At 57.6% G+C, this 24,082-nt stretch carries 19 protein-coding genes and 1 tRNA gene; 11 read left to right on the top strand and 9 right to left on the bottom strand.

What is annotated here, in order from left to right; genetic code table 11:
- Positions 1-79: 79 nt before the first annotated feature.
- The gene (locus tag ABDZ89_RS02020; protein WP_343776184.1) at positions 80-1,087 is read left to right on the top strand and encodes an NAD-dependent epimerase/dehydratase family protein; all 1,008 of its coding nucleotides are present in this window, start codon (positions 80-82) and stop codon (positions 1,085-1,087) included.
- A 72-nt stretch (positions 1,088-1,159) separates the two neighbouring features.
- Complete coding sequence (locus tag ABDZ89_RS02025; RefSeq protein WP_343776186.1) at positions 1,160-1,891, top strand: sugar phosphate isomerase/epimerase family protein; 732 nt, start codon at positions 1,160-1,162, stop codon at positions 1,889-1,891.
- Between the two features lie 60 nt (positions 1,892-1,951).
- Here the strand turns inward: ABDZ89_RS02025 and ABDZ89_RS02030 are convergent, their stop codons facing one another.
- A complete protein-coding gene (locus ABDZ89_RS02030; protein WP_343776187.1) occupies positions 1,952-2,410 on the bottom strand; it encodes a universal stress protein in 459 nt (152 codons plus the stop codon).
- A 113-nt stretch (positions 2,411-2,523) separates the two neighbouring features.
- Here ABDZ89_RS02030 and ABDZ89_RS02035 point away from each other — a divergent pair, with 113 nt between their 5' ends.
- Positions 2,524-2,757 carry a hypothetical protein gene (locus ABDZ89_RS02035; protein ID WP_297885289.1) on the top strand — a complete coding sequence of 78 codons (234 nt, stop codon included), beginning with the start codon at positions 2,524-2,526 and terminating at the stop codon, positions 2,755-2,757.
- A 36-nt stretch (positions 2,758-2,793) separates the two neighbouring features.
- On the opposite strand, the gene ABDZ89_RS02040 is transcribed toward ABDZ89_RS02035, so the two are convergent.
- From ABDZ89_RS02040 to rdfA, 3 genes are all read right to left on the bottom strand, one after another.
- On the bottom strand, positions 2,794-3,696 hold the full coding sequence (locus ABDZ89_RS02040) for a hypothetical protein (RefSeq protein ID WP_343776188.1): 903 nt from the start codon (positions 3,694-3,696) through the stop codon (positions 2,794-2,796).
- A gap of 436 nt (positions 3,697-4,132) precedes the next feature.
- Positions 4,133-6,076, bottom strand: a complete 1,944-nt coding sequence (locus ABDZ89_RS02045; RefSeq protein ID WP_343776189.1) for an archaea-specific SMC-related protein — start codon at positions 6,074-6,076, stop codon at positions 4,133-4,135.
- Positions 6,077-6,182: 106 nt separating this feature from the next.
- A complete protein-coding gene (gene rdfA, locus ABDZ89_RS02050) occupies positions 6,183-6,809 on the bottom strand; it encodes a rod-determining factor RdfA (protein ID WP_343776191.1) in 627 nt (208 codons plus the stop codon).
- Positions 6,810-7,691: 882 nt separating this feature from the next.
- Here rdfA and ABDZ89_RS02055 point away from each other — a divergent pair.
- The 4 genes from ABDZ89_RS02055 to ABDZ89_RS02070 all read left to right on the top strand — a co-directional run bounded on the left by ABDZ89_RS02055 (position 7,692) and on the right by ABDZ89_RS02070 (position 11,330).
- Positions 7,692-8,693 carry a tyrosine-type recombinase/integrase gene (locus ABDZ89_RS02055; protein ID WP_343776193.1) on the top strand — a complete coding sequence of 334 codons (1,002 nt, stop codon included), beginning with the start codon at positions 7,692-7,694 and terminating at the stop codon, positions 8,691-8,693.
- Positions 8,694-8,738: 45 nt separating this feature from the next.
- The gene (locus ABDZ89_RS02060) at positions 8,739-8,969 is read left to right on the top strand and encodes a hypothetical protein (RefSeq protein WP_343776194.1); all 231 of its coding nucleotides are present in this window, start codon (positions 8,739-8,741) and stop codon (positions 8,967-8,969) included.
- 853 nt (positions 8,970-9,822) lie between these two features.
- The gene (locus ABDZ89_RS02065) at positions 9,823-10,893 is read left to right on the top strand and encodes a hypothetical protein (protein ID WP_343776195.1); all 1,071 of its coding nucleotides are present in this window, start codon (positions 9,823-9,825) and stop codon (positions 10,891-10,893) included.
- Positions 10,890-11,330, top strand: coding sequence for a hypothetical protein (locus ABDZ89_RS02070; RefSeq protein ID WP_343776197.1), 441 nt, complete (start codon positions 10,890-10,892; stop codon positions 11,328-11,330). Before ABDZ89_RS02065 ends, ABDZ89_RS02070 begins: the two co-directional genes overlap by 4 nt.
- Positions 11,331-12,036: 706 nt before the next feature.
- Here ABDZ89_RS02070 and ABDZ89_RS02075 read toward each other — a convergent pair.
- Together ABDZ89_RS02075 and ABDZ89_RS02080 are read right to left on the bottom strand one after the other, a co-directional pair.
- Positions 12,037-12,873, bottom strand: coding sequence for a hypothetical protein (locus ABDZ89_RS02075; protein WP_343776199.1), 837 nt, complete (start codon positions 12,871-12,873; stop codon positions 12,037-12,039).
- Between the two features lie 50 nt (positions 12,874-12,923).
- Complete coding sequence (locus tag ABDZ89_RS02080) at positions 12,924-15,881, bottom strand: Eco57I restriction-modification methylase domain-containing protein (protein ID WP_343776200.1); 2,958 nt, start codon at positions 15,879-15,881, stop codon at positions 12,924-12,926.
- Between the two features lie 577 nt (positions 15,882-16,458).
- On the opposite strand from ABDZ89_RS02080, the gene ABDZ89_RS02085 reads away from it, so the two are divergent.
- From ABDZ89_RS02085 to ABDZ89_RS02095, 3 genes are all read left to right on the top strand, one after another.
- On the top strand, positions 16,459-16,656 hold the full coding sequence (locus ABDZ89_RS02085) for a hypothetical protein (RefSeq protein ID WP_343776202.1): 198 nt from the start codon (positions 16,459-16,461) through the stop codon (positions 16,654-16,656).
- A gap of 148 nt (positions 16,657-16,804) precedes the next feature.
- A complete protein-coding gene (locus ABDZ89_RS02090) occupies positions 16,805-17,374 on the top strand; it encodes a tyrosine-type recombinase/integrase (RefSeq protein WP_343776204.1) in 570 nt (189 codons plus the stop codon).
- A 436-nt stretch (positions 17,375-17,810) separates the two neighbouring features.
- Positions 17,811-18,119: a hypothetical protein gene (locus tag ABDZ89_RS02095; protein ID WP_343776206.1), complete on the top strand. Its 309-nt coding sequence runs from the start codon at positions 17,811-17,813 to the stop codon at positions 18,117-18,119.
- A gap of 159 nt (positions 18,120-18,278) precedes the next feature.
- Here ABDZ89_RS02095 and ABDZ89_RS02100 read toward each other — a convergent pair.
- The 3 genes from ABDZ89_RS02100 to ABDZ89_RS02110 all read right to left on the bottom strand — a co-directional run bounded on the left by ABDZ89_RS02100 (position 18,279) and on the right by ABDZ89_RS02110 (position 22,821).
- Positions 18,279-18,351 (bottom strand) — tRNA-Arg (locus tag ABDZ89_RS02100).
- A 27-nt stretch (positions 18,352-18,378) separates the two neighbouring features.
- A complete protein-coding gene (locus tag ABDZ89_RS02105; protein ID WP_343776208.1) occupies positions 18,379-21,021 on the bottom strand; it encodes an efflux RND transporter permease subunit in 2,643 nt (880 codons plus the stop codon).
- Positions 21,022-22,821, bottom strand: a complete 1,800-nt coding sequence (locus ABDZ89_RS02110) for a COG1361 S-layer family protein (RefSeq protein WP_343776209.1) — start codon at positions 22,819-22,821, stop codon at positions 21,022-21,024. It lies immediately after the preceding gene.
- 283 nt (positions 22,822-23,104) lie between these two features.
- Between ABDZ89_RS02110 and ABDZ89_RS02115 the strand changes: the two genes are divergently transcribed.
- A complete protein-coding gene (locus tag ABDZ89_RS02115) occupies positions 23,105-23,911 on the top strand; it encodes a TrmB family transcriptional regulator (RefSeq protein ID WP_343776211.1) in 807 nt (268 codons plus the stop codon).
- Positions 23,912-24,082: the final 171 nt, after the last annotated feature.

Consider the following 24,082-nt stretch of genomic DNA (forward strand, 5'->3'; position numbering starts at 1 on the left):
TACCATGCGAAACCGGGTGAAAGGCTTTACGCACCTCGGGGGGCCGTACAGCTAAACGGTTCGCGGTCCACGGGGGAACGTGAACGTACTCATCATCGGCGGCACGGGGCTCATCAGCACGGCGATCACGCGGCAGGCGACCGCCGCGGGCCACGACGTGACGGTGTTCACTCGCGGACGGACCGACGCGGGCCTCCCGGAGTCGGTCGATCACGTTACGGGCGACCGGACCGACCGCGACGCGCTGGAACGGGCCCGCGACGCGGTCTCGTTGGGGTGCGTGATAGACATGGTCGGCTTCGACCCCGCGGACGTCGAGACGGCCATCGAGGTGTTCGCCGGCCACGTCGACCAGTACGTCTTCTGCAGCACCGTCGACGTGTACCACCGGCCGGTCGAGACGATGCCGATCCGGGAGCGGGCCGCCCGGGAGCCGCCGGTCAGCGAGTACGGCGCGGACAAGGCGGCCTGCGAGGACCGCCTGTTCGACGCCTACCGGAGCGACGGCTTCCCGGCGACGGTCATCCGGCCCTGGCACACCTACGGCGAGGGGGGCGGCCTCATCGACACGCTCTCCAGCGCGGCGTACGTCGACCGCCTCAGGAAGGGCAAGCCGATCGTAGTCCACGGGGACGGCACCTCGGTCTGGGGGCCCTGTCACCGCGACGACGTGGCCGCCGCCTTCGTCGCGGCGATCGGGAACCACGAGGCCGTCGGCGAGGCGTACCACGTGACGGCGACCGACCCGTTGACCTGGAACCAGTACCACCGGCGCGCGGCGGCCGCCCTCGACGCCCCGGAACCGGACCTCGTCCACGTGCCGACCGACGCCCTTCGCGCGGCGGTCCCCGACCGGGTGTCGCCGCTGGTGGACCACTTCCGGTTCTCGACGGTGTTCGACACGCGGAAGGCGGAACGCGACCTCGGCTTCCGACAGACCGTCTCCTGGGAGGCGGGCGTGCGGCGGACCGTCGCGCGGCTCGAGGCCGACGACGCGATCGAACCGTGGGACGCGGACCCGACGTACGACAGGATCGTCTCGGCCTGGCGGGAGGCGACCGACGCGTTCGTCGCCGAGTTCGAGTAGCCGCACCTCCCGTCGTCGCCGAGGGCGACCGGTACCCCGATGAGTTATACCGCGGCGTCGTGACGTTCCGGTATGACGGAATTCGGCTTCCAGCTCTACAGTCTGCGTGACGTCGAGGACCCGCTGCCGACCGTACTCGACCGCGTCGGTGCGACGGCGTTCACCGGCGTGGAGTTCGCCGGTCTCGGCGAAGCGACGCCGGCGGCGGTCGCCGGGACGCTCGCGGCGGGCGGGCTCGCCCCCGCCGCCGCCCACGCCGGTCTCGAGGCGATCGAGGCCGACCCCGACGCCGTCGCGGCGACCGCCCGCGGCGTCGGGTACGAGGACGTGGTCGTCCCGTGGCTCGGCCCCGAGCACTTCGAGTCGGTCGCCGCCGTCGAGGCGGCCGCCGACCGGCTCTCGGCCGCGGCCGACGCGCTCGCCGACCGCGACCTCCGAGTACACTACCACAACCACGACCAGGAGTTCGTCTCCCTCGACGGCCGCCCGGCGTTGACGCACCTCCTCGAGGCCGCCGACGGCGTCGGCCTCGAACTGGACGTGGGGTGGGCCGGCGCGGCCGGCGAGGATCCGCTCGCCTACCTCGACGCCCACGGAGACCGGATCACGCACGTCCATCTCAAGGACTACGACGCCGCGGCCGGCGACACGGTCGTCGTCGGCACGGGCGACCTCGACTTGGATCGGACCGTCGGACTCGCCCGCGAGAACGCGGTCGAGTGGCTCATCTACGAGGCGGAGACGGGCGCCGACTCGTACGCCACGCTCGAGACGGCGGCCGACACCGTCGCCGGGCTCAAGTAGGGCGTCGAGTCAGGAGGCGGGGCCGGCGGCCGAGGAATCGGTGACCGCGCCGCGGACGGGTCAGACGGTCCGGACGGTGGCGTACCCCTCGAAGTTGAGGACCACCTGCTGAGCGAAGTCGCCAAATACGGCCTTCCCGGTCGGGGATCGCGAGTCGCCGAGGACGAACACGTGGCCGCAGTCGTGCTCGTCGGCGGCGTCGAGGACCCGCTCCGCGCGGTCGTCCTCGGAGCCGACGCTGACGGCGATTTGGACGTCGACGTGGGCGTCGCCCAGCACGTCCGTGACGAACGACCGCGCCTTCGCCGTCGCGCCGTCGATGATGCTGGCGCGGTCGTACTCGACGTTCTCGATCCGCCCCACGGCTTCGAGCGTCGTCACGTCCTCGTCGTACTCGTCGGCGTCGAGGTGCCACAGCGCCACGAGGTCGTCGTCGCTTCCCCGGGCGCTGGCCGCCGCCTCCGCCAGCAGATCGCGGTGTGCGTCCGTCTCTTCGAGGCTTACGAGACCGCGTGTCATACGATCGCGACCGGGGGCAGAGTGATAAAAACACCGGCGAGACGCGCGACGGCGGCGCGGGCGGTCGGCGAGCGGACCGGGACGTTAATCACCGTCGACGCAGTGGCACGGGTATGGCGCTCAGAGAGGCGATCGTCGACGCGGTGTGCGAACAACGGACCCAGCTGCCGCTGCTTTTGGCCGTCGTCATCGTGATGGGAGTGCTGCTCGCGTTCTCGCTCTTGTTCCTCCAGCCCGGGACCGCCGCCTACGTCATCGCGCTGGTGGACGCGATCCTCGTCGTCGGCTGTCTGGTCGTGTTCGGCGGCGCGTACTGGTACTGCACGCAGCGGGCGATGGAGGGGTGAGACACTGCACGCGATGGACGGGTGAGACGCCGGCGGTCAGCTGGCGAGAAACGACGCCGTCTCCGCGGCGAACGTCGCGATCTCCTCGTCCGGGTCGGACGCCGCGACGCGTTCGAGCGCCTCGACGTGCGCCTCGTCGCCGAGGAAGCCGAACAGCCTGACTGCGCGCGCTCGGACGAGGTTCGCCTCCGCGTCCAGCGCCGTCAGGGCGACCGACGCGTGCGGTCGCACCGCCTCGGGAGACGCCCGCGCCACCGACCCGAGCGCGTCCAGCGCCGCGCTCCGAACGACGGCGTCGTCCGCGGCGGCGAGGTCGGCGAGGGTCGCGGCGTGGTCGGCGACGGCCGCCGGTTCGGCGTTCGCCGCCGCGATGACGACGTTCGACGCGAGCTGGCGCGCGTGCTGCTCGTACTCCCGGCTCTCCCGCTCGCGCTGTTGGATCGCCTCCTTGGTCCCCGGGTCCTCGACGTAGGCGACGGCGGAGTCGCCGCCGGCGGTGACCGGCGCGTCACCGAGCCCGTCGAGGAGCGCTCCGAGGACCGGCACGCAGGCGGCCGGCCGCTCCTCGGCCACGTCGCAGAGCGGCCGAGCGCCCGCCAACTGAACGCTCGGGAGATCCGACCCCACCAACGCCGCGAGGTCGTCGACGACCGGCACGAGCGCTGCCGCGTCGAGCGCTGCGATCTCCTGAAGCGCCGCGGCCGCGGTCTGGACGACGCCCGCGTTGTCGTCGCGTAGCACCGCGCCCAGTTCCTCGACGAACGGGCGAACCCTGTCGACGTCGTCGGCCGCGAGCGCCGCACAGACGCGCGCGCCGCGCTGACGGACCAAGGAGCGCTCCGACTCGAGGGCGGCACGGAGTTCGGCCGGCGCTATCGACTCGGGATCGACGTCGTCTAACACCACTCCGTCGAGTGGGGCGTCGCTACGACCCGACATACGGACGAGCCTTCCGTGCCGACGGGCAAATACGTACCGGTCACCCCGTCCTCGCCGTCCGAGCGGACCGCCGGTGGCGGGCGGCGAGATCCGGCCGCTCCGGGGGCGTTCGACGGCCGTTGGCAGTAACATACGAGAGTTGAGGGTATTTGGTTTCAAGTTATAAGTCGTACAATCGCCGTACGTGAGTGCTACAGAAACATAATAACTATATCATGTACGTGCCATTGTAAAATAATTCTGTCTTATCAGCCACGGTCGCGCAAATCGCGCCGGGCGCGGTCGTCCGCTCGGTCACGAGAATAACAATAGTACGACTGTTATTCTGCGACGGGAGCGTTATTCTGCGCTGTCGGCAGCGGCGTGCGCCGAGCGAGGATCCGGGAGGGTAGGCCGTCGGAGCGGGCGACCGCAGGCTCTCGCGGCCGCGCCGGGGCTAGATGTCGGTGATACGTTCGTACTCGTCGGAGAGGGCGGCCGCGTCCTCGGGAAGCAGCGCCACGAGGAGGTAGCCGGTGTAGTCGTCGAGGTACTCGACGAGCGTCGCGATCCGCTCGGAGTCGATGGCCTCCAACGAGTCGAGCACCACGAACGGGAGCGCCTCGTACACCTCGTGGGCGAGGTAGCCGGCGAGCGCGAACACGAGCCCCGTCACTTCGCGCTCGCTCTCCGAGAGGTGGTCGACGGTGTCCTCGTAGGCGGCCCCGGACGCCGACGTGCGGATGACGTGAAGCTCGAACACGGTCTTCGTGACCGTCCGACGCCCCTCGCGGACGTCCCGCTGGACCCGCTCGATCCAGATCCGGTCGAGGTTGTCGTAGTCGAGCAGCGCCAGCACGGTGTCCATGTGGTCGTTGAACTGCTCGACCGCGCTCTCCTCGATGCGCTCGATCTTCGTCCGGAGCAACTCGATCTCGTCCGAGACCGCCTCCCGCTCGCGCTCGATCTCGTCCTGGTCGGCGAGGCGGTCCTCGATCTCGGTGACGTTGGAATCGACGCGTTCGAGGTCGTTCTCCAACTTGCCGAGTTCGTACTCGAGCTCGTTCACCGCCTTGTGGAGGTCGAGCACCGCGCTGGCGTCGTCGTCCTCCAGCTCCTCGACCTCGGCCTGAATCGCCTCGATCTCGTCGATCAGCGTCTCGCGGCGCTCGCGAAGGTCTTCGATGCGCGCTTCGATCTCGCCCTGCTCGCGTTCGATCGCGGACAGCCGCTCTTCCAGCCGGTCGCGCTCGCGCCGTGACTGCTCGTAGTCGCGCTTTTCCGCCTCCAGCTCGGCTATCTCGTCTTCGAGGTCTTTCGCCCTGCCGACCGCCGTCTGGCTGCGGTCTCGCAGCTGGTCGAGGGTGGCCTCGATCTGCTCCCGTTCGACGCTGCTGCCGCACGTCCAGCAGGTCACGTCGTCCGCCGCGAGCAGTTGCCCGGTCACGTCGTCGTCGTCCGCGTCGCCGAGGTCGTCGAACGCCGCCGACTCGGCGTCGTCGAGCATCTCCTCGTTGAAGCCGATGACGCCCTGAAGCTCGTTCACCCGACTCGTCACCCGCTGTTTCTCGTCCCGGAGCTGCCGTATCTCCGATTCGATCTCGTCGATCCGCCCGTCCGGAACGTCGGGGAGATCGGCCAGTTCGCGCTCGAGTTCGCGCTGGTCGCGCGTGATCGCCTCGAGGCTCTCCTGTTCGGTCTCGAGTTCGTACCGAGCGTCGTCCAGCGCCGACCGCTTCGACCCCAACTCGTCGAGCTTCTCGTCGAGCTCGGACGCCTCGTCGCGGCTCTCGTCGACGGTGGCGTCGGCGGCCGCGAGCTCGTCCTGTTTCGCGCGCAGTTCCGCCTTCTTGTCCTCGATCTGCGACCGCAGGTCGCGCCGTTTCTCCTCAAGCGGCGGGAGCTTCCGTTTGAGGGAATCGAGCTCGTCGAGCTCCGACACGAGTGCGTCTCGCCGCTCGACGAGGCCGTCGATCTCCGCGCGAATGTCGTCGACGTCGACGGGCCGCATTATCACCTCCCGGAGGTCGGCGTTGGCGGCCACGGCCCGTCGCGCCTCGTTCGATTCGAGGAGGAACGCGAACAGGTCCGCGGGGTCGGGGTCGTCGAGGTACGGCTCGCCCGACGACGCGATTCCGTCGCCTCGCCGGCGGAACTGTCGCGTGTACGTCTCGTCGCCGATCGAGAGTTCGACGGCGGCCTCGTCGGCGTCGCCCTTGACCGCGACGTTCTCGCTCCCGAGCGCGGCCATGACGGCCTGGAGGAACGAGGTGCGGTTCGTGGCGTTGCGTCCGACGAGCACCGTCACGCCGGGGGTAAACGAGACCGTCGTCTCCTCGATCCCCCCGATGTTCTCCGCCCGCAGGGTGGCATCGTGATCGGTTACCTGTTCGATCTCCATTGCGAACAGATGGCGGCGGTGGACAGATAAATCTTAAGGACGGACCCCTGAACGGTCGCAACGCCGCTGAAGCGACGGGGCCGCGACGCACGGAGTGACCGCGCGGTCACTCCGAACACTCGCACCCGCCGCGTTCGAGCAGCTCCTCTATCTCGTACCGCGTGCCGCAGTCCTCGCAGAACACGCTGATCTCCGCGAAGACGCGGAACTCCCCGATCTGAACGTGACCGCCGTTCCGAAGCTGGTCCAGCCGCTCTTCCGTGACCGTCGTCGCCCGCCCGCGGAGTCGCTGGATGTGCTCCGTCTCGACGACCGTCCGCGGCCGGTCGTCCGTGGCGTGTTCGGCACCGCGGTCGCCCTTCAGGTACGACCGGATCGCTTGGTAGGTGACGAAGTCGCTCCGGAGCCCCTCGACGTCGACGGCGTTGCGTTCGAGTCGCCGGCGGGTCCGCGTCCGGTCGGCGCTGCCGACGTCGTCGTCCGTCAGCAGTCGGTAGATGTTCTCGGTCTCGCCGTCGAGCGGCTGCATCCCCGCGTCCGCCAGCCGCTCCGCCAGCAGCTGCCGGTTGAAGTAGTCGGCGAGCGCACGCAGGCTCAGTCGGTCGTCGCCGTCCGCGGTCCATCGGCGCTCCAGTTCGGGGCCCAGGCTCTCGAAGCCGTACTCGTCGATGAGCCTGGCGACCTTCGTTCGCCGACCGCTCCCGTCGCCGCCCGACTCGTCTGAATCGCTCATACCCGAGGCACGGCCACCGAGCGGAATAGTCTTCTGGGGACGGACCGGTGCCGCGTCGCGAGGGGGCGCGACGGACGCCGGCGGCGAGCCGTCCGTACCGGTTCGCGCCTCGAGAGTCGGGCGGTCGGGCCTAGGTCGGGAGAGTGAAACGCGGAACGAGATTGTGACGGTAGGGGTGCCCGCAGTCGTAGTTAGACGCAACTACCAGAAAGAGTTTATATATGTAAATTTGATATTTTGTCTGTGAGGTCCGCTATCGGCAGAGTGACCGTTAGCGAGTGTCGAACCTGACGAAGGCGATGGATGATATTCAACAAACCCCTCGGGTTCACATCTCACATGAGACCAGTCCGGAGTAATTGAATTAGACAATAAGATTCCAAACAATACATATATAGTAGAAATAAATTACGTAATTGGGTGTTTAATAGTGTCTGTATTTAGAAAATTAATTTAAACTAGACTTTTTGATGAAGTACAAAATTTTTGGTGGAGACACGAATAAATATAATATTGAGTATATTTCTAAATACCTGTTTGTTGTAAGTATTTCTGACCGGCGGCCATAGAACGAACATGAGCGGACTCGACCGCGACGCGCGAAGGGGTCGCGATCGGTGACGTATTCAACCCGATTTCAGGACTGGGTTCAGAAGGAACCGATTTGTCTGATTCCGTAGCGTAGCGAGTCGCTACGGTAGAATTAGTACTTGTCGTGAAACGCTTCGTAAGTAAGCGGGCGCGACGGGATTTGAACCCGCGGCATCTACCGCGACAGCCCCGCTACCGCCCGAAAACAGCAATCTAACATCAGAATAAGCGTGCCTCCGCCCCGCGACAGCCCGGCAGTCCATGAAAATCGTCTCTTGCCGATGAAAGACTATGACCCGAAAATGCGAGAAGCCCGACGCTGATGTGGGCGAAGCGGTAGAATCGTTTCTTTCAGACAAGTCGATTGAGTACGCCGACAGCACTATCTATTCCTACCGGTCTCGGTTAGGCCACTTCGTTGAGTTTTGCCAAAACAATAACATCAACACCCTGGAACAACTCGAACCAGCAGATATTGATCAGTACAAATCGTGGCGGTTCGATGATCACGCACTTGAGACAGTAAAAACACAAATGGACAGCCTCAGAATGCTGTTGGAGTGGTGTGAGAAGCGTGGTTACGTCCAAGAAGGTATTCCGGACGTATGCGAAAGTCCACACACAAGAGGCGCACAGCGTTCTGATATTGTCCGCCACGACCGTCAAAAGGCAATTGTCGATCACTTGGAGAAGTTTCGATACGCGTCGTTAGAACACGTTATTATCGCGCTCCTTTCTCACACCGGTCTCCGTGCTGGTGCGGTTCGTGGACTCGACGTTGCCGACGTGAATGTAGAAGAACAGTCGTTAGACATTGTTCACCGACCCAATTTTGATACTCCACTCAAAAATAAAGAAAACGGAGAGCGGAAAGTAGCGATTTCGGAGCGTATGTGTGATATACTGTCTGATTACATCGAGAACACACGCCACGAACAGGTAATGGACGGAAGAAAGCCACTACTGACGACTTCCTACGGAAGAATCAGCCGGACGGCGTTGCGAGAGACGGCGTATAGGTGGACACAACCATGTCAAATCGGCCGAAAATGTCCACACGGCGAAGATCCCGACGAATGCGAATTCACACAGAGGAACCACGCCAGTAAGTGTGAGAGTAGTAGCGCCACACACGCCTTTCGTCGGGGCGTGATTACGTCTCTACTCCAAGATACATCAGAAGAAGTGGTGGGTGGACGATGTGACGTAACTCGGAGAACTATGAACGCACATTATGATATGCGTTCAGAAGAAGACAAGATGAATAAGCGCCGAGAAGAATTGGGTATTTGAGCAACGACGGCAAATACTTTTTTAAATACATATATAATCGATAGTATGTCAATACAAAATGACATAAATAATAGAGATGAAGAACAGAATATCGAAGTTATCGCCGCCGACGTTCCTGCGTGCGAACGCCCGATGGTTCAATTCGTATTGAATCAGCCGGAATTGGGCGCACCAGTACGTGTGATGGACGCTGGTGACGGGTTCATCGTTGAGACTGACGCTGACGAAATTGTCGAAAACAATATCGCACACGCTGGTCTCACGGTTGTTCGATAACTAACAACCAAAACACCATCTTTTGGGCGCTCTTTTCCGAATATTCGATTGAATTGACGAGATATATCCATACCGTCCGGTCGTTGCTCACCAACATTATGGACGGTGGGGGGAGGGTGCCGTGGTGATCGGGTATAGCGCAAATCACGGGATGGGTGCGCCCGGCCAACCATCACGTGTCGATGGCAAGATGGACGGTAGCGGGCGTCTCCCGTCCACACGTCCGGTCGGCTGTCAGTCTCTCCTGATCGATCTTTCGAACTACTACTACTACTAATCATATAATAAACACTTGTATATATTATTAATTAATTAATAATGTATCGGATAAATTATTAGTGAATAGGGGTGAGTGAGACCAGCGAGAGTGGATTGGGGGAGCGTCGTGTGAACGACAGGTGGCGTCTCTCTCACCGTTAATATCGGACGTGTGAGACCAGCGAGAGTGGATTGGGGGAGCGTCACCCACCCCGTTTTTTGGCGAGACCACCATCACTACGCCACCCTCCCCCACCACCGTCAATTGTGACGTGTTTTACTCCGATATTTTGATTTGGTAAATAATGAATCGAATAATAACCGTTTCAGGTCGTTATTAATTGATAATTAGATATTGTATAACACGTCCACTTGTTCTACCCACCCCTTCATTTGGCGAGACCGTCAAATACCACCACCCCACCAAATAACGCAAATGAAGGGTGATTTATCGTCTTATGTACGCATAACACCCGGCATTAACTGTCTCCCTTTGGAATTTCATAATGGTATCAGTCCTTAATAGAAAAATAATAACCTACTCAATACATTATAACCCTTTATCTTTATATGCTCCTATCACTAAGTAAGTAATATGAGAGAAATAACATGTCATACGGCAGAAGCGGTCGAAAAGCAACCGACAATCAATCTTGGGGACTTGTCGGTGATCAAAACAATCGCCCAATCCGGGAATCGAAAACTATCGAAGGGCGTCGTCATCAGCGAAATGATGGATATGATGTTCCTTCGGCGGCATAATACTACATTGTCGTCTGTAAGCGAACAAGTCCGGCATAATAACGCTCGTATCATACAAAAAGAGGGGACTGACGTGTGGGGGTTGACCGAAACTCGTCGTAATGTGGATGTGGATACAGAGCAGTACGGCGATTCTGACGCTTCTGAACAGGTTAATGCGTGGATTCCTCCCCATATCGTTGATTGTGTTGAAGAAGTATACGGCCCACGCAAGTGGCGAGAGGCAATATCGGCGGCTGTTGGGTGTTATATGTCCCAATCGTTCAATTCGCTCCATCAAGTGATGGCAGTTCAGATTGATGTTATCAGCGAGACTTATGAGACCACAATTGGTGCGTGGATTGACGAAAATGCGGATGAATGGGTGGTCTCGATGAATACCGCCAACCCGGAAGATTGGGGTGACGGCTATCAGAACAATGTTGGTGGTAACACACCACGAGACATCCGTATTGATTGGATTCAAGAGGCGTTTGAGAATATACTACCACAGGCGTATGTTTCCGAATCTAAGGTTGAGAAAATATTAAATCAATTCTTTGACATAAGTGGAGGAGAAGCCAAGAGTAAGGCGACTGATCCTGAAATTGATTATGACCAGATCAACGCCGAGTGGTATGATAGCGTCATCGATAATGTCGATTCTGATGTGAGAGAACGGGTTGATAATCCGACTGAATTGGCGGCTCTATCCGGTGACAATGTCGAACAATTGTCAATCATTGACGACGCTCCTGAAAATATGGTGATGGATGACGGTAAAAACCACGTGACGGCAAAGGCAACTCACAACTTGACGTTCAAAGCCGATTGGGATGATCTCACGTGGGAGACTCGTCTTGGCGTGACGGCCGGGGATGTTGATGATCCTGAATTGAGACATGATAATGGTGATTCACAATGACGGACTCAATCGAACAACGAGACCGGGAAGTGCTGTCGGTTCTGGTTGAACAAGGTGGTGAGACCACTACATCCACACTACGGGATCGAATCTTGTGGATGAATCAACCGTCCCAATCATCATATCGATTAGATAAGTTGGATGATATGGGTCTCGTGTCGGCAACATCCGGGGTTAGTGATGGTTCATACGTCACACGTCGGGTTCAATTGACTGATAGTGGGCGCGAATTTGTTGATAATCACGACATTGAGACCGGAGACCCCAATTGTGAAGACCGACTGAACAAACTTGAAGCCAAGAACAAATCGCTTCAAAAGCAGGTTGCCGCCCAACAAGCCGTCATCGATGAAATCGAACGTGTCTTTGATGACCTTGGAATTAACATGAACGTTGAAAAAATCATGCGAGATGCGGTAGAGATCGAGAACATGTGAGTATTCAGTTGGTTATTCAATTTGAATATTCAACTTTAATAGCCAATTAGAGGTATGGCCAACGAATATCAAAATTTAACTATCCAATTTAGTATCCAATATAGTATTAAATTTAATATTCAATCCTATCCAGTACACAGTCCGTCAAGGTATAAAGGGGTGTGAGCCACGGGCAGGAGTAAAAAGAGCGTGAATATCCGGTGAGCTTCGATCACCGTCACACAAGCGAGCAGTAGGTGCCCCTTCTAATTCTGGTGAGACCATCAATAACTGAATACCGAAGTAGATAGAATATCGACAATAAGCAAAACAAACATCGACAAGTCCTGTGAAATACACAAAATATTAGGCATCGGTAAGTACCGATGACAAGTATCAACATTGAACCCAAATAAAAACACAATTGATGAATTACAACCAAAATTAATTCTAACAGGGCCAGTATCGACAGAGACAAATTTTTAGATAGTGTTGAGGGAAACAGTCATTCAAATTAAAAACCTCTCAGAAGAGTCAGCAGGTGATTTATTTTACAGTTAGGGAGATATGGACACAATGATCACCCAAATATAATGACACACATCGACAATGGAAACCCAAAGAGTACATTGAATATCGAAGTGGAGAAATTATAACTCAACTATTAATTATAATCTGAAATAAGGGGAGTTATAATACCATATACCCACAAGATTAGCGTTAGAAATTAATTAGGATCAAAGTCACAATCCTGAAGTTTCCTCCGAGCTTCGTGTGCTGGAATGATTTTCTTATCCCAATTAAGGAAGCTGTCATCAGAGTTTGTATCAGGACTCGATGGCCGTTCTAAATTATGATAGTATCCAACCTGCTGATCTTCAACTAACTTTTTCTCGTGGTGAAGAAGTATTGGTTCAATATCGGCTTCTTCTGCTAAACTGAGTTGTAAGTAGTAGTTTGGCCAATCATTTGAGTAAGGTGTCCAGCTGTTAGGACTGATTCCAGATCTCTTTATTTCAATTAGTGCCGCCGGATCTCCAGGCTCCTTTTCAACAAATATGTCAAAGTCCTGGATTACATAACTACTTGGCAGATATTCTCGGGTATATTCCTGAAATGAATTTGTCTTTTTATTTTTCGGCTTGTATGCCCCGCCGTCAACGTCAGAATCGGTATCAAATAAATCTTGAATAGTAGGTTCAAGTTCAGATATCTTGACCGTCTGTAAGTCCTTTGTAAAAGTCCCGTCACCAGAGTGCTTGATTTTGCCGATCTCAACAGTTCCCTGCCCCGACCTCCAGCTTATTTTATGTTCTCCGAACCAAATCAACGGTATATTTGCTCTTTCCGCTATCTTTGCCAAGGATTCGAGCTTACCTATTCTTGGCTCTTCGGATTCTCCAGGCGTCAAGTTATCCCAAGAATCCGGCCAGTGAAACGAGATTCCAATTGGGTAGACTTCGCTTTTACCATAAGCGCCAAAGGTTCCCCACATTCTGAACATGTTACCTGCTGTCGATGCGTGGATACCACCATCCACATACTGAGCAAATTCGTCAGTCATACTTCCGAGATAATCTTCTTATGGAGAACGTATAAAATTATGTCATCAGACTAAAAGTCAGATAGTGAGGAATTGCTACCGGAGTCGGGATCGTCATCGAGACCTCCACGGTGGAAACTTCGGGTTCCAACCTCGTCAAACTGGTCAAGATCCCCCACAAGTACATCTGTTTCTTTGGCCCCTTGGACACGACTCTCAGTAACTACACTACGCATTTCTTGAAGCTTTTCTGCTTCAATATCTGAACCAATAGCACTAAGAACAGCTGAATCAAGTCTGGTTTGCGCATTTTCATCACCATTTATTAGGCTTTTGTAGGCCTCTGAAATAGCGTTCTGTTCATCTTCAGTCATGTCTAACACGTTTGCTACTGGTATTTCTTCAAGCTCATAGGTCATAATTTCGAGAGATCCACCCCCTTCATTCCTTCCCCAAAATTCAAGAAGAACAGAATGAACGGTGGAGTTGAGATAGCCCGCAAAAACATCCGATTTGACTTCAGGGTCTATATTTATACATTGTACTCGATTAGATGGAATTAGCTTGTCGGCGTTAGATACAACGACGACTCGCTCATCAATGCCGTATGGGTGAACAAGTTGTGGCGGTTCAAGATCACCCATATTGAACCAAACGTCACGAGACTTGAGAGTGGATCTATTGTGATAGCCCTGCTGTTCACCATGTTCAACGTACTCGGCAAGTACATCATAACCATCGCGTTTTAGAGCGTTTTTAGCCCTTTCTGTAAGGTCAGCATTCGAAGCAAGACCTTGTGTATCTTCTTTAATCTCATTAATATAGCCATTTACATCAAGAATATACAGCCCTGTATCTTCTTTTGTGACTGTATGCCCCTGTACATCACGATAACTTTTGAGTGCCGGGCGATAGAACCGATCGTCAATTGGCCAGGTCTCTAAATCATCTTCAGACAAAAAGAAGAAGTCATTAGCACCGGTTTTGTTACCGTATGACACATCAGCTAAGGTGTCAAGCGAAACCATAGTCTGGTTCTCAGTTAGTTCAATAAGGTCTTGCGGAGCCTTGAGGTAGTGAGCAATTTTGGAGGAAGATCTTTTTTCCAGCGAGGACTGAGTTACTGCTACGATTCTATAATTGGGTCTGTTCCGGAGGATCAGCTCGTCATCGCTCTCTAAATTAAAATTGTAATCAGCAGTATCAACAATATCTTCAGGTTCCATTTTTTTCTTGATACGAATAAATCGCGTTGTAGTGTCACGCCGCTCAGATTCATCCTCACACCGTTCAATTAGGAGTAGGGCCGTATCCACAAGGGCATCCTCAAATGAACGATTTGAGAACCCAACAACAGCATTTATTTTGTAGTGATCATGTAAGAATGTCTGGAAGCTATCACCGTATCTTGTCATCATCCATTTTGTCGGGATAATATAACCAAGCCGACCACCTTCTCGGAGGAACTGTGTAGCATGAGTCACGAAATAAATATACGCATCACATTTTTTAGAGAGGCTTTTACTACCATCATAATATGTTGTCCGACTTTTTGAACCAAATGTTTTGAGATGTTCTCGGAAATGCTCTTTATTTGGATAAAGACTCTCGTGTCTGATGTACGGAGGATTTCCTACGACAGCATCAAATAATCCCATTTCCTCTTCAGATTCTTCTTCCGCATTGTCATCGATCCGTGAGTCCTGAAGGAAGTTAGTATCAGGATCAAAATTAAAGAAGGAATCATTGTACGCGTGGATAGCATCTGTCTTTTCATTGATATTTTGACTCGCCAGGTTTAGAGCAGTAAGGTGAAGCGGGAACCTGTTAATGTCAATAGAAACTATGTTATCAATTATTTGTTGGTGGCCGGAGCTTAGTGAGGATTTATTCAGCCCCTTATACGATTCAACACTAAACGTTCCACTTCCAGATGCGGGATCTAATATCCGGGAGATGGTACTGTCATCAGTACCGTTGTTATCCATGCGGAGGCACCAATTAACAATTGTTTCCGCAATCTTGGGAGGCGTATAGAATTGTCCAAGGGCTTTCCGTTCGGTCTTAGGGATAAGCTCTTCGTAGATTCCACCAAGAAGATCTTCGTCAATGTCCCCGACTGAGATATTTTCTATATCTTCTACTAAGCTGTGAATGTCTTTTTTCGTCTTTTTGTTCTCGGGGAAATTCTCAAATAAACTACTGTCATTATTGAATATTGGCTTGTAGTCGATCTCTTCAACGATACTGTCAAATTTACGGCGGATATGTTCGTCGAGATAGTCAATAGTGGTAACGCCAGTTAGTGGTTCAAGCGAATTTCCACTTGCTGTGGGAATATTATCTGGTGTTTTTTCCCTAACGACTTCATAGAATAGAATCTTATTGGTGAGTAAATATGCGTACTGTTTAGCCGCTACCTCATGCTGTTCTTCATTTGAGAGACTGGAATAGTCATTCTCGTGTACCCATTTGTCGAATTGATTGATGAATTTCTCGTTACTATTGTATGTCTGCTTAGATTCGTATTTATATGCGGGCCAAATAGATGCGTGAAACGAATGTAGGAGATTAACCACACGATCCCTCTCTGTTTGACGGGGTAGTTCCCCTTGATTGTATAGCGTAGAGACTGCCTCCAAAATCTCCGGAACAGATTCTTTAACAGACTTGTTTGTCAGTTTGAGAGAGTAATACGGAATATCGGAAGGATCAATTTGCCCTTGATAGTTGAATAAGAAAAATGATTCAGAATTACAGGTTGCGAAAAAATCTGCGTTAAGATCGTCTGCGTAATCGCGGGCCTGCTTGATTACATCTTTTCTTCGTGGGAAAGTGTCACTCCGTTTGACTTCAATTACCAGGCTACCATTTGTGTGGCTCGGAATATAGATATCTGCTTCTCTACCATCTACATCTTGCTCAGTAGTCGGTTCTGCGAAAGGTGTCTGATTTTCGTCGATATAGTCTTTGAGACGGGTGAATAGCAGGCTGTGGAATCGAGCTTCTTTGGGAGGACTTTCGCTCATTGAATGTTAACAAGGTGATTACTCCAAGCATATTAATTGCTTGTAAGTGGTGGCCTATTCGACAGTACGAGCGAACCAACCCTTCAAACAGGAATTGTTGACTACAGGTATTTTTTGGGGTATGTTCAATAAAATATCGGTTTTTATTCCAGCTTTCGAATAATTTTGCCGGTCAATTCGGACACAACCTCTAAGATCTCATGCTTATTTGAAATCGAGTCCAGATCGTCACGAACACGGACAATTGCGATCAGTCGATCGTTCCGCAAACATAGGCGACAGTTATCGAGACCAATAACAATAGTACCGCTACTGCGGTCAATGACCCACCAGTTGGTGAGGTACTCAATCTCTTCTACGTCCGACCCAAATACATGGGAATCGAGATCTACTTTTGTGGTACGCCACTTCATGCTCGTACGGTTGTCTGTGAGATTAATAAATTTAACTGACATGCGTCAAAACGCATGACTGGAGAGATTTGAGGGGTAAAACCATAAATAAAGTAGAAGTCAAAACAGGGAGATAGTCCGCAACAGAAACAAGCATTTATTTGAATAAGCATTGAAAAATTGGTATGGAAGTCGAATCATTACCTTATAAGAGTAGGATGTTATCGCATTTGATCAAAAGTTACGGCCCACTAAGCAGATCAGAATTAGTGAAGATGGTAGATATGCCTCGTGATGAAATGGATAGGATAATTGTTACTTGGCGTGATATTGGATGGGCTGAAAAGACTAAAGACGGATACGTGATGACAGACATATATTAATATTCACATATTCTTGTAAAATGTGAAAAATTCTCTCTGGTATAGACTCAAAGCAGGGGATAAACAGGTACAGAACCCATTTTATTTTCGCCAAACTCTTGGAAAAGACGAAAACACTTATTAAATTTAAATGCTGACATATAATTATATGAAATTAGAAGAAACAGATTCAGGATATTATCGGTGTTGGCTTTCCGAGACCGAACAAGAACAGATGACCGAACACTACAATGAATCGCCTAAGAAACAGTTGGCACTCCGTCTAATGCTTTTCAGCGGTCTCCGAGTAGGAGAGGTACCAAACATTAGCAAAGACAGCATCGAGACCACAGACGCCAATTATGACCTACTCACGGTAGTTGATGGGAAGTATGGGACACGACAGACAATGATCACCCCGGAGACACGAAATCAAATCAGGACAATAGCCAATACGCTGGAATTGAGCCAAGGTGACCCAATTATAGACGTTGCTAAGAGAACCGTCCAGAATTGGGTCTCACAAGCCGCTGAATCAATTGACCACCCGCACGCCGATGATGTGAGTGCGCACGATATGCGACGTACATGGGCGACACGACTGGTTCATAGCGGTCTCCCATCCGATATAGTGATGGATTGGGGTGGGTGGGATGATCACGGGACGTTTCGAGACCATTATTGGTCGTTGTCAGATGCGCAGGTGGCAGAACAATTAGAACGAGCAGATATTATCTGATCGGCTCTGTTGAAATCCTATTCTTCAGACACATTATTATCTGAAACAGCTGGTCGCTGAAGAGTGCTTACACCGCGGTCAGTTGGTCTCGTTTTGTGTAGACAATGAAGGCGATGTAACCACCAAATACTGTGTGTGCGGCATACAGCGTATTTCTCTCAATCATGCCGGAATACCGTGTGACTGCTAAGACAAAGAATACGCCATATAGGAGACAAGGGAGCGTAATGTATACTGTAATAGCCTTCTTCGGGATCATGTTGCTTCATTTTCAACAACAGTATTAAAACCGTCAGATACGGGTGATTTCCACTTCTTCTGTATTGACCGCAACCGGGTCAGAATATATCACTTCCTGAGGATTTCAACAGAGCCATCTGATCATATATTCATCAAATTCCCTAACATTTTTTCAGAACTATTACATACATTTGCTATGGAAATAACAGATCCAACTGGCGAACAAGAACAGGCTATGATTGAATATGAACCGACAAATGATGAACTATCTAAAATCATCGAAGCAGAACCCAAAACGCGGGATCACAAGGTTCGTGCGCAATTTTGGTTCGATGATGATGGTAATATAGAAATGAAAATCGCGCACAGAGAACAATACGTTCATTGGCTTGATTATCCCGAATATTTGATTTGTGAAATAAACGCTGGCGGAAAAGTGCGAGAAGAAAAACACGTGATGGAACGGCTGAGAGAGATAAAGCGCAGAATCGAATACCCGGCTTAGATAACGCCAGTAATTTTATTTTTGAAGCAGTAAATCACCATACGCAAGAGGCGGCGACATGGTTCGTGTCGGACTCAACGTAGGGTACGTATAAAGGCCGACCGAAAATCGCGTGACGGAAGCGCGATCGATGTTGACCCTAAGAGGTCAGATGCTATACGGGCGCGACGGGATTTGAACCCGCGGCATCTTGGTCCGGAACCAAGTGCTCTGTCCGCTGAGCTACGCGCCCTCACGACGCGATATCCGCGGCGAGCGTTTAACGCTTCTGACTCGGATCGTCGGCGGACGACCGCGGGTCGGTCTGCCACTCGAACGCGTCGACGCCGCCGTCCGTGCGGGTTGCCTCGTCGGCTCCGTCGTCGAACGCGACCGCCGCGTCGGCGCCGCCGTCCGTCCGGGGCCGGTCGACGGTGGTCCCGTCGTCCACGTCGACGTCGATGGCGTCGGCGGCGGCGAGCAGGCGACCGACGAACAGCAGTCCGGGGCGGCGCTCCACGGCGGCGACCCAGACGACCAGCGCCGGGGGCAACACGATGAGCGAGGCGAGGTACGCGAGCGTGATGCTGGCGGCGGTCAGCAGGCCGAACTGGCCGAGGATGGGCGTGATCGCGAGCACGAGGACGCCCGTTCCGAGCGCGGTCGTCGCCCACGTGCCGGTGAGCGCGCCGCCGGTCCCGCGGAGGGTGGTGACCACCGCGGCGTCGACGTCGCCGCCGGCGCTGTACTCGTCGTGGAACCGGTGGGCGACGTGAACGGTGTAGTCGACCCCGAGCCCGATAGTGATCGCGAGGATCGTCGCGGTGATCGCGTTGAACGGGATGCCCGCGAGCCGCATCGTGGCGGTGAGCGTCGCGACGGCGACCGTCACCGGGACGAGCGTGACGAGCCCGAGCGTCGGGCTGCCGAGCAGCAGCCAGAATAGGATTACGAGGAACACCGCCGAGAGCCCGAGCGCCGCCGCCAGCGAGACGATCGCGGAGTCGAAGATCGTGTCGGCGACGGCCTGGAACACGACGATCTGGCCGGTCGCGATCGCGTCCCCGCGGTAGCGGTCGGCCACCCGGCGGGCGTCGGCGGCGATCGCGGCGTCGCTGGCGTCCGACTCGACGGCGTAGACCACCCGGGTCGACCGACTGTCGTCCGCGAGGTACTCGCCGGTGAAGTCGTCGTAGCCCGAGTTCCGCAACTCGGCGTAGATCCGGTCGAGGTTCCGGTTCGGGCGCCCGCCGTCGAGCGCCGAGTTCTCGACGAGCTGCTCGAACTCGGGATCCTCGGCGGCGTAGGCGTCGATCGGGCTCTGGACGCTGTCGACGCTGGCGCGGCCGTCGACCGTGACGAACGTGTCGGGCGGATCGCGCTCGGCGCGAGCGAGGCTGCGCAGGGCGCTGTCGCTGGTCATGCGCCGCTCCACGTAGATGGTGACGGTGTCGTCCTCGCTCGTGGCGAAGTTGTCGGAGAGGAAGTCGATCGTCTCCGTCGCCGTGTACTCGCCGGGCTGGAGCGGCCCGGGGAAGTAGTCGACGTACGCCGGCTGCTCGCTGGGCGGCAGGAAGTCGTCGTCCTCGAAGGTGGTGTCGACGCCCGCGCCGTAGCCCGCGGCGCCCGCCGTGATGAGGAGGACGACGACGAGGAAGACGGCGGGCGCGGGCCGCGAGACGGCGGACAGTCGGGGGAGGAGCCGGCCGAGGACGGAGTCCTCGGCGCCGAGGGGCTGCGAGCCGAACTCGGGGAGGTCGCGCTCCGCGCGCCAGCGGTCGAGGATCAGCTTGGCGGCCGGGAGGAAGCCGACGAAGATGACGAGGGTGAAACAGATGCCGAGCCCGGCGACGAGGCCGAACTCCCGGAGCGGCGGCAGCGAGCTCGTCAGGTTCGCGAGGAAGCCGATGATCGTCGTGCCCGTGATGATCGAGTACGCGACGACCAGCTGTCCGAGGGCGCCGCGCATGGCCGTCTCGGGGGACGCGCCCGCGGCGCGGTCCTCCCGGTAGCGGTTCACCGTGTGGATGCCGAAGTCGATCCCGATCGCCAAGAGGAGGACGGGCACCGCGATCAACACCTCGGAGAAGGCGATCCCCGCGTAGCCGGTGAACCCGAAGGTCCACACGACGGTCATCAGGAGCGCGACCCCGCCGAGCACGAAGTCGAAGGGGTCGCGGTACGCGTACGCCAGCAGCCCGAGGATGACGACGAGCGCCGCCGGCACCACGATTCCGAGGGAGTCGAAGATGACGCGTTCGGTCTCGTCGCTGACGATCCCGCCCCCGAACGCGGTGACGTCGCCCGGGGCCTGTTCGGCGATTACCTGCGCCTCGCCCTGGAGCGCCTGCGTGTCGGCCGACGCCGGGAACGAGTGCGAGACGACGCCGAGCGCCGCGGAGGCCGTCCCCGACTCGCTGTTGAAGTCGTCGGAGAGCAGGGTCGCGAAGCCGGGATCCTCGGCGGCGGCGGCGACCGCGTCCTCGATCTCGCCCTCGCTGGCTCGTTCGATCGCGTCGCGGGCCGCCGCCGGCGTGTCGGCGTCCTCGTCGAGTTCGGCGGCCACGTCCATCGCGGCCGCGGAGAACTCCGTCACCCGCTGGCTGTCGCGATCGGAGAGCCGTTCGGCGGTCGCCAGCATGTCCAAGAGCCCGCGACGGTCGAGCACGTTGACGTCGCGCTGGATCAGTTGGGTCGTCGGGTCGTCGCCGCCGAAGGCCGGCTCGAACTGCTCGTTCACGCGGTCGAGCGCGTCCGCCTCCTCGATCCCGTCGGTGAACTGGTCGCTACCCGCGCTCGCCTCCAGGAGCGCCATCCCGGGCGCGAACAGGGCGGTCACGACGAGACAGGCGATCACGACCCGGCGCGGCTGCTCGATGACCCGGTCAGTGATCGCGCCGAAGAGCCGGGTAACGGGGTCCATCTATCGGGATCGGAGGCGGCGACGGAGCCGCGATATCGCCTCGCTCACTCGGCCGCGCTGCCAGACCAAGGCGCCGCCGACCGCGACGACGCCGAGCAGGGCGACGATCCCGAGCGGCGAGGAGAGCGCGCCGCTGTCGTCGGCGGGCACGACCTCGACCGGGAGCCGGTAGGTGTCCGAGAGCTGCTCGTCGCCGTCGGCGTCGTCGTAGCGGAAGTCCACGGCCCCCGAGTACGTCTTGGGCGTGGCGCCGCCGTCGACCTCCATCTCGAAGGTGACGGTCGTCTCCTCGCCCGGGTCGAGCGAGGTGACGAACGCCTCGTCGTCGGACGAGGAGAGCGGCGAGTCGACGAACAGCTTCGCCTGCACGTCCGAGATCGGTTCGGGACCGGTGTTGCGGACGACCGCGTTGTAGCGGACGGTCGACCCCGGCGTGACCGTCGACGGGACGGTCGCGTTCGGCGCCGGCGACACGGAGAACACGTCCGCCTCGGGGGCGACGTCGACGACGACGTCGAGCGGGTCGGAGACGATGACGTCGCCGGCCGACCCCGTCGACGCGAGCGAGATGGTGCCGTTGTCCGTCCGACTCACGCTCACGCCCTCGTCGGTGGCGAGGCCGCGGTAGCGGACCGCCACGTTGACCGTCCGCTCGCCGGGGTTCGCGTCCGTCCGGAGACCGGCGTCGAACGTCGCGGTGGCCGTCTCGCCGACCGCGAGGTCGCCGACCGTGTCCCGCGTCGAGCGGGGGACGATGTTCGGGTCCGACTGGACCGTCTCCTGGCCCACGCCGTCGGGGGCGGGCGCCTCGTTGCTGAACACGACGACCGCGTTCTCGATGTCGCGGGGACCGCGGTTGCGGACCTCGACGGTGAACGATCCGTCCTCGCCGACCCGGAGCGTGCTGTTCAGTCCCTCGGCGGTGAACGCCTGTCGGGAGAGCGGGGTCACGCCCGTCCGGACCGTCCGGGCCGCCGCGTTGGCGCGCTCGGCGTCGCGGTAGTCGACGTCGAACTCCAGCGTCGACGCCCGCGCGGTCGCCTGCCCCGCGGCGGCGAGCCGGTACGAGAACGTGCGGTTCTCGCCGGGCGCCCACGCGCCGACGTACGTCTCCGTCGTCCCCGCGTCGGTGGCGAACGAGAGGTCGGGGTCGATCGGGTTCGCGGCCACGCTGGCCTCGTAGGCGGTCTCGTTCCGGACGTTCCGCATCGTCACGTCGACGATGCTGTTGTCGCCGGCCTGCACGACGCCGTCGACGCCGACGACCGCGAACTGCGCGCGGTCGGTGATCTCCACGGAGACGAACACCGTCTCGGTGACGATCTCCTCGTCGCGGACGGTGGACCCGTCGTCGACCTCGGCGCTCTCCACGTTCCGGTACTCGAGACGGATCGGGACGCGATAGACGCCGGGGTCGGCGTCCGCGTCGGGGACGACGGTGAATTCGACCGGGCCGGTGACGCCGCGGCCGACGTCGCCGACCGCCTGCTCGCCGGTCCGCACGTCGAAGGGGACCTCGCGGTCGGTCGCGTCGCCGGTGAGGATCCGAGCGGTCGTCTCGTAGGCCGTCACCACCTCGGTCTCGAGGTTGTCGGCCCCCTGCGCGTCGACGTCGCCGCGGTTGTTCAGGCTCACCTGAAGCGTGGATTCCTCGCCGGGGACGAACGCGGTCTCCGGCGCGAACGCCTCGATATCGGGGTCGCCGCGCACCGTGTCGTTGGCCTGCTGCCCGACCACCGTCCCGGTCGCGAGGAGCGACGCGACGAGGAAGAGGACGGCGACCGTCCGGATTCGACTCATATTACGTACCCTCGGCTACGAGACTGCGACGTAATACCCTTCGGGAACCTCCGACAACAACGTGTCTGTTTTCGAAAGTTATCTGATCGGCGTCGGTGGAGACGCCGTCGACAAAGACGCGGCTTCGTCGCGTGATCCGGACCGCTATCGAATACTCTCCGGACGAAACGGATCGCGGATCGACAGAGAAAATCGAAACCGGTTCGGGTTGTTCACGGACTATTTATATATGGTCGCCGCCGGCGAACGCCGTTGCTTTGTGTGGGACGTGCCTACGAGGGATATGGAGTCGCTCCGCGACCTCGGCCTGTCGAGCTACGAAGACCGGGCGTACCGCGCGCTGCTCGCGCTCGGGACCGGAACCGCCGCCGCCGTCGCCGACGAGAGCGGCGTGCCGAAGGGCCGCATCTACGACGCGCTCGGGGGGCTGGAGTCCCGCGGACTGGTCCGCGTCCAGACCGACCGAGAGCCGAAGCGGTACGCCCCCGTCGAGCCCGAAGTCGCCGTCGACCGGCTGGTCGAGACGAAACAGCGCGAACTGCGACAGCGGATCGAGACGTACGAGTCCGGCAAGTCGGAGCTGATCGACCGACTGGCCGACGCCGAGACGACGGGCGAGCGGTTCTGGACCGCCGCGGTCGGCGCGGACGACTCACTCGAACTGCTCTTCGAGCGGATCGACGCCGCGGAGGAGTCGATCGTCGTCGTCGCCACGGACGTCTCCGCGCAGTTCGACGTGGACCGCGAGGGGCCGGAGCTACTCGACCGCCTCCTGGCGGCGATCCGGAGCGGCGTCGACGTCTCCGTGCTGATATCGCCGAACGTGTTCGAGGACGCCCGAGCCGCCGTCGACGAGGACCGCGCGACGCTGACGATCGCGCAGGGGCCCTTCGAACTGCGCGTGACCGAGGACGCCTACGGGAACTTCTACCTCATCGACGGCGAGGAGGTGTGTTTGGAGGTCGCCGACCCGCTCGCGCCAGACCGGCTGTTCGGGATACTGGACCTGCGCGACCGCGGGTTCGCGACGCGCGTGGGCGACGGCTTCGAGGCGGCGTGGGCCGAGGGGGAAGTCGTCGACGAGGTGTGAGAGGTCGACCGGCCGCGTCGACGCGTCGGATGCCGGAGTCGATAACCGTACCAACCGCGTGGAACCGGCGTTCGCGTCCGTCACCGAAAGTCGACGACCGCGCCACCGACTGCTCCCGAAGGACCGCGCCGCCGGCCGGATCCGGCGGGTGTCGGTCCGTTCTAGTTATCG

Origin of the sequence: Halorubrum ejinorense, from assembly GCF_039522565.1 — an archaeon.
GTDB lineage: Archaea > Halobacteriota > Halobacteria > Halobacteriales > Haloferacaceae > Halorubrum > Halorubrum ejinorense.